We start from the raw sequence: 13,453 nt of genomic DNA on the forward strand, positions 1-13,453 counted from the left end.
GCTCAGGCGGGGACGAGGACGGCGGCGGCGAGCAGGCGGGTGACGAGGTCGGACGCCGCGGCCGGGAGGTCGCCGACGCGGTGCGGGGCGCCGTCGAGGAGCGTGTCGAGCACGTGTGGGGCGGTCGCCTCCGGCAGCAGCACGTCGACACCGCGACCGACCAGACGCAGCCCCTCCCCCGTCGGCACGTGCCGAAGTCGCAGGTGGGCGCGGACGCGGACCACGCTGTCCGCGGTGAGGTCGCGGACCGCGGCGGCCTGCGCGAGCGGGGAGACCGGCGCGGGACGTCCGGAGTCGTCCGCCCGACGGCCCATCGCGGCGGCGAGGTCGGCGTCGGAGATCGATTCGACTGCGGCGAGGAGCGCGGCGCGCACGGCGGCGGCGTCCTGCGAGATCGCGGTCGGGTCGCCCACGTCGACACCGGCGGGCAGCGGCGCCCGCAGGTCGGACGCACGCGTGAGGGCCTGGCGCATCACGTCGGTGGCGAGGTGGTGCCGGGTCCACGTGTGGATACCGAGGGTGAGATGGGCGCTCACCCCACCGAGGGCGGTCGCGGCGTGGAGGTGACCGCGCGGCAGGTAGAGGCAGTCCCCCGGGACCAGGACGACGTCGAGCGCGGGCTCCCCCTCCGCGGCGCGGGCGACGAGGTCGCGGCGTCCGCCCTTCTCCCACGATTCGTCGCGCATCGGCCACCGCAGGACGGGGTCGTGGATGACCCATCGCTTCTCACCGGAGAGCTGGAGGACGAACACGTCGTGCACGTCGTAGTGCGCCGAGAAGCCCTGCGACTGGGGCGGGGTGATGTAGGCGTTGGCCTGGACGGGGTGGCCGAGCTCCGCGGCGAGGTCGCGGACGAACTCCGCGACCGGGGCCCAGGTGCGGTGCAGGCCCTGGAGGACGAGGGTCGCGCCGTCGGCGAACAGGGCGGTGAGGCGGGCGTCGTCGAGTTGATCGGCGATCGCGGCGCCGACGCCGCCGCCGCTCGTGAAGCGGCGTTCGTCGAAGGGGGTGCCGTCCTTGGCGACGCGCAGGAACGGCGTGCGCAGCCCCCGGGTGGTGAGGAGCTCGTCGACGGCCGGCAGGTCGAGGAGGTCCTCGAAGCCGGCGCCGTGGTGAAGGAGGTGGGTACGGCCCCAGGCGCCCTCGAAGGCGGAGGGGTCGGCACCGACGAGGCGGGCGAGCGCCGAAGCACTCGCCCGCCCGTCGTCATCGGACGAGGACATCGGGATCAGGCAGGGACGCCCGCACCCGAGTCCGCGCCACCGTCACCGGTGGGGTTCGCGCCGCCATCGGCGCTACCGTCGGCACCACCGTCGCCGGCGGCTCCGTCACCGGCACCGGAGTCCGCGCCGCCGTCGGCGCCGCCGTCCGCACCACCGTCCGCGCCGCCGTCGGCACCACCGTCGGCACCTCCGTCGCCCGCGCCGCCGTCGGCGGGGCCGTGCTCGGGGTTGCCCGCGAGGGGGCCGGTCACCGGGGCACCGGCACCGGAGTCGGCACCACCGTCGGCGCCGCCGTCACCGGTGGGGTTGGTCGTCGTGTCGCTCATTGCTGCTCCCTTCGTCGGGTGGCTCTGCGTGGGGTTGCTCTTACCCGAGATCGTCTCGGCGTACACCTCGCCCCGAGGAGGACTCGGACGTCACGCGCCTCGGACGTCACGCGCCTCGGACGTCACGCGCCTCGGACGTCACGCGCCTCGGAGGTCACGACCCTAGAGGCCGGGAGACCTCAGAGGCCGGGGAACCACAGGCCGATCTCACGTTCCGCGCTCTCGGGGGAGTCCGAGCCGTGGACGATGTTCTTCTGCACCTTCTCCCCCCAGTCACGGCCGAGGTCGCCACGGATCGTGCCGGGAGCGGCGGCCGTGGGGTCGGTGGCGCCCGCGAGGGCGCGGAAGCCCTCGATGCACCGTTCACCCTCGATGACGGCGGCCGCGACGGGCCCCGAGCTCATGAACTCGACGAGGGGCTCGTAGAACGGTTTGCCCTCGTGCTCGGCGTAGTGCTGGGAGAGCAGGTCCCGGCCGGGGGTGAGGACCGTGAGCGCGGCGAGGGTGTACCCCTTCGCCTCGATGCGGCGGAGCACCTCGCCGGTGAGGCCGCGGGCGTAGCCGTCGGGCTTGACGAGGACGAGAGAACGTTCGGTCATGCCCTCACCCTATCCAGGCGGGACATCCGCCGCGGCCGTGCTGTCCCACCGTCCGCGGACCCCGGTGACGGTCCGCGACGCGTCCGGTACCCGTCGCCGTCCCCCTCTGCAGGGACGGTTCTCAGTGGGTGTCGCCGGCGTGCGCCTGCGCCTCGCGTTCGTAGGCGCGCGTCATCGCGTCGAGCTTGGCCCCGTGCCACAGGGACCACACCCACATCGGCAGGAACACCGCGACGACGACGAGGACGAGGGGGTCGAGGATCACCGCGGCGAGGGTGAGCACCTGGACGATCCACCCCAGGGTGACGCCGAACGGACGCCGCATCGTCGCGGCGGCGACGACGGCGAGGAGGGTCGTGAACAGGCCGAGCCACAAGACGGTGCCCGCACGTGGGTCCCCGTGTGCCGAGGCCAGCCCCCACAGGGCCATCGCCCCGAACAGCAGCACCGGGGTCTGACCGACGAGGGTCACCGCCCCGAGGCGACGCTGCATCGTTCCGGGAACGCCGACGACGGGAAGGGGGACAGCCATGCCGGTCATCCTAGGCGAGCCCACCCACACCCCGAGATGGCAGAGGGGATGGCAGCTCAGCTCTCGCCTCAGCAGTACCTCGCCTGCCCTCCCATCTGCCATCTCGGGTTTTCGGGGTGGGGGGTGGGGACCCGTGGTGGCCGGTGTGCTCAGCTCGGCAGTCGCGTGAGGACCTCGTCGACGAGCCGCGCGGGCGGATCCTCGATCGACAGGATGAAGCCGTTCTCGTCGGGCTCCAGGGGTTCGAGGGTCTTCAGCTGCGACTCGAGCAGGCTGGGTGGCATGAAGTGGCCGCTGCGGCCACCGAGGCGCCCGCTGAGGGTGGCGGCGTCGCCGTCGAGATGCACGAAGGTGACGTCGCCGCCAAAACGGAGCAGGTCGCGGTAGCTGCGCCTGAGCGCCGAGCACGTGACGATGCTCGATCTGCCCTCCCGCTCGCGGTCGGCGATCCAGTCTCGGAGTGCTTCGAGCCAGGGACGTCGGTCGGCGTCCGTCAGTGCCTCGCCGTTGATCATCTTGACGATGTTGGAGCGCGGGTGGAAGTCGTCGGCCTCGGCGTACTCCCAGCCGGTTCGGGCCTGCAACCCTTCGGCGACGGTGGTCTTGCCGCTTCCCGAGACGCCCATGACGATGACGTGCACGACACGGCCCTGGTGAGCGTCGTCGGTGTGGGACGAGGGGGTGTTCATGGTGCCCATCTCACAGCACCAGGCTCACGAGCACCGCGAGAACGAAGCCGATGACACCGAGGAGTGTCTCCATCACCGTCCAGGTCAGGAGCGTCGTCTTGACGTCCATGCCGAGGAAGCGCCCGACGAGCCAGAATCCGGAGTCGTTGACGTGGGAGAGGACGGTGGCACCGCTCGCGATCGCGATGACGATGCAGGCGAGGTCGATGCCGGTGAGACCCGGTGTCGCGGCGACCGTGGGGGCCATGAGGCCGGCGGCGGTCGTGAGGGCCACGGTGGCGGAGCCCTGGGCGACGCGCAGCGCGCTCGAGATGAGGAACGCGGCGACGATGACCGGCATGCCGGAGGCCTGCAGGCTGCCGGCGAGCGCCTCACCGATTCCGCCGGCGCGGAGCACCCCACCGAACATGCCGCCCGCGCCGGTGATGAGGATGACGGCACAGACCGGGCCGAGGGCGTCGTTGCAGAGCTTCTCGATCTCGGCCAGGCCCAGGCGGGGACCGCTGAGGGTGAGGATGGCCACGAGCAGCGTGATGAGCAGGGCGACCGGGGTCTGACCGAGGAGTCGCAGCCCCTCGACCCAGGTGGCGCCCTTCTCGACGACACCGCCGGTGGCGAGGGTCCCGAGGCCGGTGTTGAGGAAGATGAGCACCAACGGGAGGAGCAGCAGAGCGAGGACGTGGCCGAATCCGGGGCGCTCCTCCGGCGGCAGGTCGCGGACCTCACCGAGGATGGCCGGCACCGGCACGTCGACACGACGCCCCGACCACAGCCCGAAGAGGTAGGAGCCGAGGTACCACGTGGGGATACCGATGAGCAGACCCACGAGGACGATCGTGCCCATGTCGGCACCGAGCAGTTCACCGGCCGCGACGGGACCGGGGTGCGGAGGGACGAAGGCGTGCATCACGGCGAAGGCGCCCGCGGCGGGCAGGGCGTAGGTGAGGACGGAGCCTCCGAAGCGGCGGGCGACCGTGAAGATGATCGGCAGCATGACGACGAGACCGGCGTCGAAGAAGATCGGGAAGCCGAACAGCAGCGAGGCGATGCCGAGGGCGAGGGGGGCGCGCTTCTCTCCGAAGCGGGCGACGAGGGTGTCCGCCAAGGTCTGGGCCCCACCGGTGGATTCGAGCAGGCGGCCGATCATCGCGCCGAGGCCGACGAGCAACGCCACGTTCGCCAGCGTCGACCCGAACCCCTCGAGCAGGGTCTTCATGAGCGCGTCGAGCGGGATCTTCGTCGCGAGCGCCGTCAGGAGGCTGACGAGCACGAGGGACACGAAGGCGTGCAGCTTCACCTTCATGATGAGGAACAGCAGAGCGAGCACGGCCAGCAGCGCGATCACGAGCAGCACCGGCGTCGAGTAGGCAGGCTGGATCGGGTCGGCGGCCACGAGGGTGCCGAGGGCGTTCATGGCGACTCCTTTGTCGGATGATCAATAGTGACACTATTGCCCTGAAGAGATGCCTTGTCACCCCCTTCGGTCGAAATCATCTGATCTATCTCAGCGCCCGCGTCCGCATGGGAGGATGCCGCACATGAGCACGACGGACGGCCTGCACGGACAGATGCTCGACGCCGTGGGCGCCGACCTCGCGAGCGGCGAGCTTACCCCCGGAGCCGTCCTCTCGATCGATCGCCTCGAACAGCGATACGGGGTCTCGCGCACCGTCGTGCGCGAAGCGGTACGCGTCCTCGAGCAGCTCGGCATCGTGCGGAGTCGGCGCCGCGTGGGCGTCACGATCCGCCCTGCCGCCGAGTGGGCGGCCCTGAGCCCGTATGTCATCCGGTGGCGACTCGCCGGGCCGCAACGCCTCGACCAGCTTCGCGAGATCGGGGAACTCCGCCTCGGCGTCGAGCCCCTCGCCGCCGCTCTCGCGGCCACCCGCGCGAATCCCGAGCAGCGCGCCACCCTCGTCACCGCCGCGGGCGGGATGCTCGTCACCGGAACCCAGGGCGACCTCACGACGTACCTCGAGCACGACGTGCGGTTCCACACCACACTCCTCGAGGCCTCCGGGAACGCGGCCTTCGCGAGCCTGTCCCCTCTCGTCGCCGAGGCCCTGAGCGGCCGTACCCGCCACGACCTCATGCCCCCCAAGCCCCTCCCCGAGGCCATCCGCTGGCACCGCGACGTGGCCGAGGCCGTCACCCTCGGCGACGCGGAGGCGGCCGAACGCACCATGCGACTCATCGTCGCCGAGGCGCGCGACGCCGTCGACCCCCGTTGAGCGGGTCACCGGCTCGGCGCAGGCGGCGACACCCGCTCAGAGTCCCGACGGGGTGAGGCCCCCGCCGGGACGGGCCGACTCACACGTCGGTGACGCCGAGGAGCATGCGCACCTCACCGGCCGTGATGACCGATCCTCCTGCGACGACGCCGCCGGTCACGCCGCCGCTGTCGCCGGAGTCCGCGAGGCCGGCGGCGACATCGAGGGCGTCGGGCAGGTCGCTCACGACCGTGACCCGGTCCTCGCCGAACACCTCGACCGCGAGCTCGCCCAGCCGTGCGGCGGGCATGCTGCGCGGTGAGGTGTTGCGGGTGACGACGACCTCGTCGAACACCGGCTCGAGCTCCTCGAGGATCCCGTCGACGTCCTTGTCCGCCATGCACGCGAGCACACCGACGACACGGCCGAACGTGAACGAGTCCCGCAGCGCGGCGGCGAGGCTGCGCGCACCGGCCGGGTTGTGGGCGGAGTCGACGAGCACCGTGGGCGAACGCCGCACGATCTCCAGACGTCCCGGGGACGTCACCCGCGCGAAGGCCTCGCGCACGAGGTCGGGGTCGAGGGGCTCGGTGCCGCCGCCGAGGAACTCCTCCATCGCCGCGAGGGCGAGCAACGCGTTGTGCGCCTGATGCTCGCCGTGGAGCGGGATGAGCACGTCGGGGTACTCCCGCGCGATGCCCTGGAACGCGACGAGCTGCCCACCGACGGCGAGCTCCCGCGACACGACCTCGATCTCACGCCCCTCGTAGGCGGCGGTGAGACCGAGCTCCCGCACCCTCTCGTCGACGACCTCCGCGGCCTCCGGCTCCTGCGCGGCGACGACCACGAGGGAGTCGGGCTTGAGGATCCCCGCCTTGTTCTCCGCGATCGTCGCCAGGTCGTCGCCGAGGTAGGCCTGGTGGTCGTGCGCGATCGGGGTGACGACGCAGACCGTGCCGTCGGCGGCGTTCGTCGCATCCCACGTGCCGCCGAGGCCGACCTCGACGATCATCACGTCGACCGGCGCGTCGGCGAACGCCGCGAACGCCATGACGACGAGCACCTCGAAGAACGACAGCCGCGGCCCGCCGGCGGCCTGTGAGGACGCGTCGATCATCTCGACGTACGGCAGGACGTCGTCGTAGGTCGCGACGAACCGGCGCGCGTCGATCGGTCGACCGGAGAGCACGATCCGCTCCGTGATGTCGTGCAGGTGCGGCGAGGTGAACCGGCCCGTCGACAACCCCGCCTCCATCGCGAGGGTCTCGATCATGCGCGCCGTCGTCGTCTTGCCGTTGGTCCCGGCGATGTGGATGATCGGCGCCGTCGTCTGCGGGGACCCGAGCAGGTCGAGCACCTCCCGCACCCGCTCCAGCGTCGGGTCGATGTCGTGTTCCGGCGCACGGGCGAGGATCGCCTCCTCGACCTCCCTCAGGCGACGTCGCAGGTCGAGGTTCTCCGCCGCCTCCCGGCGCGCGTCACGGTCGGTCATCGCCGTCCTCCGTCGCAGACGGGACGTCCGTGGCCGGGACGTCCGTGGCCGACACGTCCGTGGCCGAGACCTCCGGGGCGGCCTCACCGAGGCCACGCCGCATCCACAGGACGTCGGGCAGACCGTTCTGCTGCTCGCGCCCGTCGTGGACGAACCCGCGGGTGCGGGCGAAGGACTCGGCGCGGGTGTTGCCGTCGGTGAACGTGAGGTACACGGCGTCGTGACCGGCCGCCCGTTCCTCCACGGCCTCGAGCAGCCGGCCACCGATGCCCGAGCACTGCGCGTCCGGGTGGACGTAGACCTTCCACACGACGAAGCGACCGTCGGTGACGCCGTAGGACGCCATGCCGACGATCTCCCCGTCACGGTCGGCGACGATCGTGCGGCCCGATCGGATGGCGGGCGCGTTCGCTCCCGCCGTCCACCACTTGTCGAGGAACAGTTCGATGAGCTCCGGGGAGTACAGCGTCGCGTGGGTCTCACGCCACGCCGCGCGGCCGACGGCGACGACGCCCTCGAGGTCGTCCCCGTCGGCCGGTCGGATGACGACGGGACCGGTCGAGCGCAGCCTCGACCGGACATCGGCTCGTCGCGCCGTGGGCGGGGTCGTCCGTCCGGCGGCCGTCATCGCTTCTCCACCACGATGCGCACGGGCAGTCCGTCTCCGACGGCCGCCTCGACCCCCTTTCCGGGCAGGAGCGAGAGGTCGGCGGCGGAGCCGAACTGGGTGGCGAGGGTCTCGGTGACCACGAGGCTCTGGTGGGCGACCGTGGCCTCCCACACCTCCTGGCCGCCGAGCACGGTGAGGCTGATCCGGTCCGAGACCTCGAGGCCGGCGTCGCGTCGTGCCTGCTGGACGGCGCGGACGACGTCGCGGGCGAGACCCTCGCTCGCGAGCTCGGGGGTGACGTGGGTGTCGAGGACGACGAACCCGCCGCGCGGCAGCACCGCCGTCGCGTGCGTCTCGGCCCGACCGGAGTCGGCGACGACGGTCTCGAGGGTGTACTCCCCCTCGTGCAGCGGGATGCCGCCCGCGACGACCGAGCCGTCCTCACCCACCGACCAGTCGCCGGACTTGCTCGCCTTGATGCAGGTCTGCACCTCACGGCCGAGGCGCGGCCCGGCGGCGCGGGCGTTGACCGCGAGGCGCTGCTCGACGCCGAACTCCCAGGCGTCGGCGCCGGCGAGGTCGACGAGGTCGACCCGTTTGACGTTGAGCTCGTCCGCGATGATCGACGCGAACGGTCGCAGGGCCTCGGCGCCCTCGGTGACGACGACGAGCTCCGAGAGCGGCAACCGGGTGCGCAGCCCGGCGCTCTTGCGCACGCTCGAGGCGACCGAACACACCTCGCGGACGCGGTCCATCGTCGCGACGAGGGCGTGGTCCTCGGGCAGGTCGGCGGGGTCGGGCCAGTCGGTGAGGTGCACCGAGCGACCGCCGGTGAGGCCACGCCAGATATCCTCGGAGACGAGCGGCAGCAGCGGCGCCGCCACCCGGCACACCACCTCCAGCGTCGTGTAGAGCGTGTCGAAGGCCTGGGTGGCCGTCTCCGGGGAGGTTCCCGCGGTGTCCCAGAACCGGTCCCGGCTACGCCGCACGTACCAGTTGGTGAGCACGTCGAGGAACACCCGCACCTGGTCGCACGCTCCGGCGATGTCGTCGGCGTCGAGGGCGGTCGTCATGCCCTCGACGAGGTCGCGGAGCTTGGCGAGCAGGTAGCGGTCGAGCACGTCGGTGGAACTCGTCGACCACGTCGCCGTGTAGCCGTGCCCGCCGTCGGCCGCGTTGGCGTAGAGGCTGAAGAAGTACCAGGTGCTCCACAGCGGCAGCAACGCCTGACGTACGCCCTCGCGGATGCTCTGCTCGGTGACGATGAGGTTGCCACCGCGCAGGATCGGGGAGGACATGAGGAACCAGCGCATGGCGTCGGCGCCGTCTCGCTCGAACACCTCGCGCACGTCGGGGTAGTTGCGCAGCGACTTGCTCATCTTCTGGCCGTCGTTGCCGAGGACGATGCCGTGGGAGACGCACGTGCGGAACGCCGGCCGGTCGAACAGGGCGGTCGCCATGACGTGCATCGTGTAGAACCAGCCGCGGGTCTGCCCGATGTACTCGACGATGAAGTCACCGGGGAAGTGGTACTCGAACCACTCGGCGTTCTCGAACGGGTAGTGCACCTGCGCGAAGCTCATCGACCCGGATTCGAACCAGCAGTCGAGCACGTCGGTGACCCGACGCATCGTGCTGCGCCCCGTCGGGTCGTCGGGGTTGGGGCGGGTGAGCTCGTCGACGAAGGGGCGGTGAAGATCGGTGACCTCGACGCCGAAGTCGCGCTCGAGTTCGGCGAAGCTGCCGTAGACGTCGACCCGGGGGTGGGCGGGGTCGTCGGACTTCCAGACCGGGATCGGGCTGCCCCAGAACCGGTTGCGGCTGATCGACCAGTCGCGCGTGTTCTCGAGCCACTTGCCGAACTGGCCGTCCTTGACGTGCGCGGGCACCCACGTGATCTCGGAGTTGAGCTCGAGCATGCGGTCGCGGATCTTGGTCGTCGCGACGAACCAGCTGCTCACTCCCTTGTAGATGAGCGGCTGACGGCAGCGCCAGCAGTGCGGGTAGGAGTGCGTGTACGACTCCCGCCGCAGGAGGACCGTGCCGGGTGAGACCGCGCCGCTCTCCGTCGCCACGTCCTCGGGAGCGAGCCCCGCAGGACGCGACGAGGCGGCGGCATCGAGTCGGGTGCGCGCCTTGAGGTGGTCGAGGATCGGGGCGTTGGCGTCGAAGACGAGCATCCCGGCGTAGTCGTCGACGGGCACGGTGAAGCGTCCGTCGATGCCGACGGGCATGACGGCCTCGATGTCCTCCCGGTCGGTGACGATCTTGTCGTCCTCACCGAACGCGCCGGCGGTGTGCACGAGGCCCGTACCGTCGGTCGTCGTGACGAACTCCGCGGGCACGAGGCGGAACGCGTTCTCGTGGCCGGCGTAGTAGGAGAACGGAGGGGTGTACCGGTAGCCGACGAGGTCGGCGCCCGTGTACCGACCCACGACGAGGGCGTCGACGTCGCCCTTGGACTCGCCGGTGAGCTCCTTGGCGTAGGCCCGGGCGCGCTCGGCCCCGAACAGGTAGCGCTCGGTCGTGCCGGTGGGCACCGCGGACTCGACGACGACGTAGTCGAGCTCGGGGCCGACCATGATCGCGAGGTTGCTCGGGAGGGTCCACGGCGTCGTCGTCCACACGGTCGCGAGCGTGCCGGCGAGGCCGAGGGGGTCGCTGCCGTCGTCCTTGGGCTCCATCCGCAGACCGACGGTGACCGCGGGGTCGTTGCGGTCCTGGTAGACGTCGTCGTCCATGCGCAGCTCGTGGTTGCTCAGCGGCGTCTCGTCGTTCCAGCAGTACGGCAGCACCCGGAAGCCCTCGTAGGCGAGCCCCTTGTCGTAGAGCTGCTTGAACGCCCAGATGACGCTCTCCATGTAGTCGGGCTCGAGCGTCTTGTAGTCGTCGTCGAAGTCGACCCACCGCGCCTGCCGGGTGACGTAGTCGCGCCACTCGTCGGTGTACCGCAGGACCGACTCACGGCAGGCCTCGTTGAACTTCTCGATGCCGAGCTCGCGGATCTCATCCGTCGTCTTGATGCCGAGCTGGCTCATCGCCTCGAGCTCGGCCGGCAGTCCGTGCGTGTCCCAGCCGAAGCGACGCTCGACACGGCAGCCGCGCATCGTGCGGTAGCGGGGGACGACGTCCTTGACGAAGCCGGTGAGGAGGTGGCCGTAGTGCGGCAGGCCGTTGGCGAACGGGGGGCCGTCGTAGAAGACGAACTCGTTGCTGCCGTGTTCGCCCGCGTCACGGTTCTCGACGCTCGCGCGGAAGGTGTCGTCGGCCGCCCAGTAGGCGAGGACGCGCTGCTCGATGTCGGGGAACCGTGGCGAGGTGGGGACACCGAACGCCGCACCTGCGCCGTCGTCGGTGGCTCCGGTGACCGTCTGGGGGTAGCTCATCGCCAGGTCGTACCTCTCGTCGTGGATCGGGCGGATCGCACGAGGACGAGCGCGCCGGCTCGCCGGGCTCCCGCGGTACCACCTCGTTTGCCGTCACCGTCCCACGTGGGCCTACGGTGACGACCGCTCCTTGCGGCTGTGACGGGCCCACCCGTCCGGGTCTACTGAGCGGCCGCGACGGGGCGGACGCCGTTCTTCCGGAGACTCGCCGCTGATGACGGCTCGAACGTCGTTACCGACGATTCTACCCGCCGACGCAACCCCCGACGACGGGCCTTCCGGGGCAGCGGGACGAGGGGTGGGGCGAGGCGGCGTCACGGGCGGGGCACGAGGGCGAGCCAGGGGATGTCCCACCCGGCGATCCCGACGCGCCGGGCGACGAACCCCTCCCGTGAGGGCCGGGAGACCGCACCGGAGGCGGGGTCGTAGAGCAGCGGCGCGTCCGCCCCGGGCGGCGTGGCGATGAGGGCCACGTGTCGCGGGGTCCACGTGTTCCCCACGTAGAGGAGGACCGGGGTGCCGGGCCCGGCCGCGGCGAGGAGTCGGTCGTGGGTCGCAGCGAGGCCGCGGCCGTCCGCGAAGCGCACCACCACCGTCTCGTACCGGGTCCCCGGCTCGGCCACCCCGTGTTCGAGGGCGGACCGGGCCCCCCACGGCGACGTGCCCCAGAAGCGTGGCCAGGGCAGTTGCGGCCCGCCCGGGCCACGCACGCCGTTGGTCCACCGATGGACACGGGCCTCGAGGGTGCCGAATCGGCCCACCGCGGTCGACGCGGTCGGCCCGTCCCCACCGTCGGTGTCGAGCGAGGCGGCCAGGTCGGGATCACGGAGCAGCCGCGCGACGGCGAGACACGCGGCGCCGCACGTCACCGATGTCCCCTGACGCGGGCCGCGCCTCCCTGGCCGGAGGTCGTCGGGAGCGTTCATGAGTCCATCGTCGGCGAACGACGGGCGGTACGGTCGGGTCATGGCAGACATCGCCGCGCCGAGGCACTCCGCTCCCGTGGTCACCGACGCCGACGTCAAGCGCACCTACGGCGTCGATTCCTCGTTCGGGGCCGTCGCTCCGGAGGACTTCGAGGTGGTCCGCGCGCGGGACGTCGACGACGTCGTCGAGGTGATGAAGGAGGCGCAGGCGCGCCGCATCCCGGTCGTGCCGCAGGGAGCGCGCACGGGCCTCAACGGCGCCGCGGTCGCGACGCAGGGGTGCATCGTCCTCAACACCGAACGCCTGAACGCGATCGAGGCGATCGACCCCGTCGAAGGGATCGGCATCGCCGGGCCGGGCGTCGTCACCGAGGAGTTCAAGAAGGCCGCCCGCGTCGAGGGGATGTTCTACCCGCCGGACCCCGCCTCGGCGGCGAGTTCGACGATCGGCGGCAACGTCGCGACGAACGCCGGTGGCCTCTGCTGCATCAAGTACGGCGTCACCGCCGACTACATCCGCGGGTTGCAGGTCGTCCTCCCCGGCGGCGAGATCGTCACGACGGGGCGGCGGACGGCGAAGTCGAGCGCGGGCCTCGACCTCACCGGCCTGTTCCTCGGCTCGGAGGGCACGCTCGGCGTCATCACCCAGGTCGTCGCGAAACTCGTCCCGGCCCCGGAGGACCCGCTCACCGTGCTCGCGACGTTCGATTCGCTCACCGCCGCGGCGGAGGCGATCGTCGCCCTGCGCCGGGACCCACAGCCGCCGTGTCTCCTCGAGTTCCTCGACGAGCCCTCGATCGCCGCGGTGCAGGCCCTCGCCGACTACGGCTTCCCGCAGGGCTGTGCGGCGGCGTTGCTCGTCCAGTCCGACCGCCCCGGGCACGTCGCCGAGGACACCCGCCGTTACGCCGACATCATGACCGCCCACGGGGCGACCGAGGTCGCACTCGCCGACGACGCCCAGGAGGCCGACGCGCTCCTCGCCGGGCGACGCGCGCTCAACGTCGCCCTCGAAGCGCGCGGACCCAACCTCATCGAGGACATGTGCGTCCCGATCCGCGCCCTCCCCCGCCTCGTCGAGGAGGGTCGCGCGCTCTGCGCCGCCCACGGCGTCGAGGTGACGATGTCGGGCCACGGCGGTGACGGCAACCTCCATCCGTCGATCTTCTTCGACCCCGCCGACCCCGACTCCCGCGCCCGCGGGTTCGCCGCGTTCGGCGACCTCGCCGACCTCGCGATCGCCCTCGGCGGCACGATCTCCGGCGAGCACGGCATCGGCACGATCAAGGCCCCCTACCTGCGCCGACAGGTCGGCGACGCCGCCATCGCGAGGATGCGGCAGATCAAGGCGGTGTTCGACCCGCACGGCATCTGCAACCCGGGCAAGACGTACACCGCCTGAGCGAGGCTCGGTCGAGGCCCTGGATTCGGGGGAAGGGAGCCGTGGGAGGCGCGACCTG

At 71.7% G+C, this 13,453-nt stretch carries 12 protein-coding genes; 2 read left to right on the top strand and 10 right to left on the bottom strand.

Going from position 1 to position 13,453, the window contains the following annotated elements; translation table 11 throughout:
* Positions 1 to 2: 2 nt before the first annotated feature.
* The 6 genes from RT054_RS12835 to RT054_RS12860 form a co-directional block, all read right to left on the bottom strand.
* Positions 3 to 1,223: a JmjC domain-containing protein gene (locus RT054_RS12835; protein ID WP_313024187.1), complete on the bottom strand. Its 1,221-nt coding sequence runs from the start codon at positions 1,221 to 1,223 to the stop codon at positions 3 to 5.
* A gap of 5 nt (positions 1,224 to 1,228) precedes the next feature.
* Positions 1,229 to 1,549 (bottom strand): BatC protein, encoded by a 321-nt coding sequence (locus tag RT054_RS12840; RefSeq protein ID WP_312721961.1) that lies wholly within the window; start codon positions 1,547 to 1,549, stop codon positions 1,229 to 1,231.
* Positions 1,550 to 1,728: 179 nt separating this feature from the next.
* A complete protein-coding gene (gene ndk, locus RT054_RS12845; RefSeq protein ID WP_312721958.1) occupies positions 1,729 to 2,148 on the bottom strand; it encodes a nucleoside-diphosphate kinase in 420 nt (139 codons plus the stop codon).
* Positions 2,149 to 2,269: 121 nt separating this feature from the next.
* Positions 2,270 to 2,680: a DUF4233 domain-containing protein gene (locus RT054_RS12850; protein WP_312721956.1), complete on the bottom strand. Its 411-nt coding sequence runs from the start codon at positions 2,678 to 2,680 to the stop codon at positions 2,270 to 2,272.
* A gap of 149 nt (positions 2,681 to 2,829) precedes the next feature.
* Positions 2,830 to 3,369 (bottom strand): gluconokinase, encoded by a 540-nt coding sequence (locus RT054_RS12855; RefSeq protein WP_313024192.1) that lies wholly within the window; start codon positions 3,367 to 3,369, stop codon positions 2,830 to 2,832.
* A 10-nt stretch (positions 3,370 to 3,379) separates the two neighbouring features.
* Positions 3,380 to 4,783 carry a GntP family permease gene (locus tag RT054_RS12860; protein ID WP_313024194.1) on the bottom strand — a complete coding sequence of 468 codons (1,404 nt, stop codon included), beginning with the start codon at positions 4,781 to 4,783 and terminating at the stop codon, positions 3,380 to 3,382.
* 124 nt (positions 4,784 to 4,907) lie between these two features.
* Between RT054_RS12860 and RT054_RS12865 the strand changes: the two genes are divergently transcribed.
* Positions 4,908 to 5,600 (top strand): FCD domain-containing protein, encoded by a 693-nt coding sequence (locus RT054_RS12865; protein WP_313024198.1) that lies wholly within the window; start codon positions 4,908 to 4,910, stop codon positions 5,598 to 5,600.
* 79 nt (positions 5,601 to 5,679) lie between these two features.
* Here the strand turns inward: RT054_RS12865 and RT054_RS12870 are convergent, their stop codons facing one another.
* The 4 genes from RT054_RS12870 to RT054_RS12885 form a co-directional block, all read right to left on the bottom strand.
* Complete coding sequence (locus tag RT054_RS12870; protein WP_312721941.1) at positions 5,680 to 7,071, bottom strand: folylpolyglutamate synthase/dihydrofolate synthase family protein; 1,392 nt, start codon at positions 7,069 to 7,071, stop codon at positions 5,680 to 5,682.
* Complete coding sequence (locus RT054_RS12875; protein WP_312721936.1) at positions 7,058 to 7,699, bottom strand: GNAT family N-acetyltransferase; 642 nt, start codon at positions 7,697 to 7,699, stop codon at positions 7,058 to 7,060. Before RT054_RS12875 ends, RT054_RS12870 begins: the two co-directional genes overlap by 14 nt.
* Complete coding sequence (ileS, locus tag RT054_RS12880; protein WP_313024203.1) at positions 7,696 to 11,067, bottom strand: isoleucine--tRNA ligase; 3,372 nt, start codon at positions 11,065 to 11,067, stop codon at positions 7,696 to 7,698. The genes RT054_RS12875 and ileS overlap by 4 nt, the downstream gene beginning before the upstream one ends.
* Positions 11,068 to 11,381: 314 nt before the next feature.
* Complete coding sequence (locus RT054_RS12885) at positions 11,382 to 11,993, bottom strand: hypothetical protein (protein WP_313024206.1); 612 nt, start codon at positions 11,991 to 11,993, stop codon at positions 11,382 to 11,384.
* Positions 11,994 to 12,033: 40 nt separating this feature from the next.
* Between RT054_RS12885 and RT054_RS12890 the strand changes: the two genes are divergently transcribed.
* Complete coding sequence (locus RT054_RS12890; RefSeq protein WP_313024209.1) at positions 12,034 to 13,395, top strand: FAD-linked oxidase C-terminal domain-containing protein; 1,362 nt, start codon at positions 12,034 to 12,036, stop codon at positions 13,393 to 13,395.
* Positions 13,396 to 13,453 lie beyond the last annotated feature (58 nt).

Source organism: Mobilicoccus sp. (genome assembly GCF_032060985.1).
In the GTDB taxonomy this organism is placed as follows: domain Bacteria; phylum Actinomycetota; class Actinomycetes; order Actinomycetales; family Dermatophilaceae; genus Mobilicoccus.

Excerpts from the sequence above, each read along its gene's own strand:
- RT054_RS12890 (WP_313024209.1), top strand. The coding sequence starts at position 12,034 with ATGGCAGACATCGCCGCGCCGAGGCACTCCGCTCCCGTGGTCACCGAC.
- RT054_RS12840 (WP_312721961.1), bottom strand. The coding sequence starts at position 1,549 with ATGAGCGACACGACGACCAACCCCACCGGTGACGGCGGCGCCGACGGT.
- RT054_RS12885 (WP_313024206.1), bottom strand. The coding sequence starts at position 11,993 with ATGAACGCTCCCGACGACCTCCGGCCAGGGAGGCGCGGCCCGCGTCAG.
- RT054_RS12855 (WP_313024192.1), bottom strand. The coding sequence starts at position 3,369 with ATGAACACCCCCTCGTCCCACACCGACGACGCTCACCAGGGCCGTGTC.
- RT054_RS12860 (WP_313024194.1), bottom strand. The coding sequence starts at position 4,783 with ATGAACGCCCTCGGCACCCTCGTGGCCGCCGACCCGATCCAGCCTGCC.
- RT054_RS12835 (WP_313024187.1), bottom strand. The coding sequence starts at position 1,223 with ATGTCCTCGTCCGATGACGACGGGCGGGCGAGTGCTTCGGCGCTCGCC.
- RT054_RS12865 (WP_313024198.1), top strand. The coding sequence starts at position 4,908 with ATGAGCACGACGGACGGCCTGCACGGACAGATGCTCGACGCCGTGGGC.
- RT054_RS12850 (WP_312721956.1), bottom strand. The coding sequence starts at position 2,680 with ATGGCTGTCCCCCTTCCCGTCGTCGGCGTTCCCGGAACGATGCAGCGT.
- RT054_RS12875 (WP_312721936.1), bottom strand. The coding sequence starts at position 7,699 with ATGACGGCCGCCGGACGGACGACCCCGCCCACGGCGCGACGAGCCGAT.
- RT054_RS12870 (WP_312721941.1), bottom strand. The coding sequence starts at position 7,071 with ATGACCGACCGTGACGCGCGCCGGGAGGCGGCGGAGAACCTCGACCTG.
- ileS (WP_313024203.1), bottom strand. The coding sequence starts at position 11,067 with ATGAGCTACCCCCAGACGGTCACCGGAGCCACCGACGACGGCGCAGGT.
- ndk (WP_312721958.1), bottom strand. The coding sequence starts at position 2,148 with ATGACCGAACGTTCTCTCGTCCTCGTCAAGCCCGACGGCTACGCCCGC.